4 protein-coding genes are annotated in these 1653 nt (G+C 40.7%); 1 reads left to right on the top strand and 3 read right to left on the bottom strand.

What is annotated here, in order from left to right:
* A partial coding sequence (locus BHE89_RS16580; protein WP_286146230.1) for a metallopeptidase TldD-related protein occupies positions 1–587 on the top strand: 587 nt, incomplete at its 5' end.
* Positions 588–689: 102 nt separating this feature from the next.
* Here BHE89_RS16580 and rnk read toward each other — a convergent pair.
* The 3 genes from rnk to BHE89_RS16565 form a co-directional block, all read right to left on the bottom strand.
* Complete coding sequence (rnk, locus tag BHE89_RS16575) at positions 690–1100, bottom strand: nucleoside diphosphate kinase regulator (RefSeq protein WP_069368716.1); 411 nt, start codon at positions 1098–1100, stop codon at positions 690–692.
* A 175-nt stretch (positions 1101–1275) separates the two neighbouring features.
* Positions 1276–1548, bottom strand: coding sequence for a PTS phosphocarrier protein NPr (gene npr, locus BHE89_RS16570; protein WP_069368715.1), 273 nt, complete (start codon positions 1546–1548; stop codon positions 1276–1278).
* Positions 1545–1653: RNase adapter RapZ (locus BHE89_RS16565; RefSeq protein WP_216081019.1), on the bottom strand; the 109-nt coding region annotated here is incomplete at its 5' end. The genes BHE89_RS16565 and npr, both read right to left, overlap by 4 nt.

The raw sequence follows: 1653 nt of genomic DNA, 5'->3' as shown, positions 1-1653 counted from the left end.
TTTTTGGGCATTTAGTTGCGGCAATCAGTGGCAGTATGATTTATCGTGAATCTTCTTGTTTACTGGATAGTTTAGGTAAGCAAATTTTCCCTCAGTGGTTGAGTATTCAAGAGCGCCCTCACTTAATGAGAGGTTTGGCGTCAACACCGTTTGATAGCGAAGGCGTACGTACAACCAATGCTGAAATTATTAAAGATGGCATATTACAAGAGTGGTTACTAACTACGTATTCAGCAAGAAAACTGGGTTTAAAAAGTAATGGTCATGCTGGTGGTATTCATAATTGGTATATCCCAGGACAAGGTTTATCGTTTGATGAGCTGTTAAAAGAGATGGGAACAGGCCTTGTTGTTACCGAATTGATGGGACAAGGGGTCAGTACCGTAACGGGGGATTACTCTCGTGGTGCGAGTGGTTTTTGGGTTGAAAACGGTGAAATTCAATATCCTGTAAGCGAAGTGACTATTGCGGGTAACTTAAAAGAGATGTGGGCAAATATTGCTACTATGGGTGATGATATTGAGATGCGCAGTAATGTTCAGTGTGGATCGTTGTTATTACCAGAAATGAGTATTGCGGGTGAGTAAATTTTAGGCATTGATTATCACCGTTAATCTCAGCCCGTAATGGGCTGAGATATCGCGTTTATTTTGAGACGCTAAAAGTAAGACGGGAACCTTCAGCGATGCTTAACGGTGTAATTCACCAGCAGCTTCTGGTTGATATAGAATTTCCAATACTTTAACCTTAGTTTCAAGGCCATTTGGCAGCTTCCAACTGATCTCATCATTAATTGCTAAACCCAGTAGCGCAGCACCCATTGGTGCCATAACGGAAAGTTCAGTGGCGCTGTCTTTTAATGAAGCGGGATACACTAAGGTACGAGTACGTTCTTCATTGTTTTTTAAGTCCATAAAACGGACTTTGCTGTTCATTGTGACAATATTAGCAGGGATATCAGCTGGTGTAACAATGTCAGCACGATCTAATTCTTCATTCAATGCTTCAGCAATCGGGCTATCTGCAAATGCCGGTTGTTCAAGTAATGAATCTAAACGTTCTGCATCAAGTTCGTTGATGATAATTGTTGGCTTTGTCATACCACACTCCAATTTATTCCAATGCAAAACAACACCCCCACGGGTGAGGTGGGGGTGTTGTTAAACTCATATAAGAGATAATAGGCGGTTCTGTATAAAAAAGAAAGAGACAACGATCACAGTCTCTTTCGGGTTATTTAGTTAAGAAATGCTAATCTATTGTTTTCTATTACGATTATTCTTCATCAAACCCTGATTCAAATAATGCGATAATAGCATCAATAGCTTCATTTTCATCACTACCACTGACTTCTATATCAATTTGACTGCCTTGCTCTGAATCTAACATCAGCATAGCAATCACACTATCCGCTTGCGCTTCAACCCCTTCGTTGTTGCGCAAAATGACGGTTGATTGAAATGTTTTTACTAAATCAAACAACTTCATTGCAGGCCTTGCATGCATACCGAGTCGATTTTTAATCGCAACTTGTCGATATTGGGTCATTTGCGTTTTTCGAGTGTTCTGTGGCGTGATTGTACGTTTTTCCCTCTAGAGCGGAAATAATCGGCGAGTTGCTCAGCAACATAAACTGAACGGTGTTTACCCCCC

The organism is Shigella sp. FC1967 (genome assembly GCF_001743005.1).
GTDB lineage: Bacteria > Pseudomonadota > Gammaproteobacteria > Enterobacterales > Enterobacteriaceae > Proteus.
The sequence above is the reverse complement of the archived record's forward strand: the minus strand, read 5'-3'. Positions and strand labels throughout refer to the sequence as shown.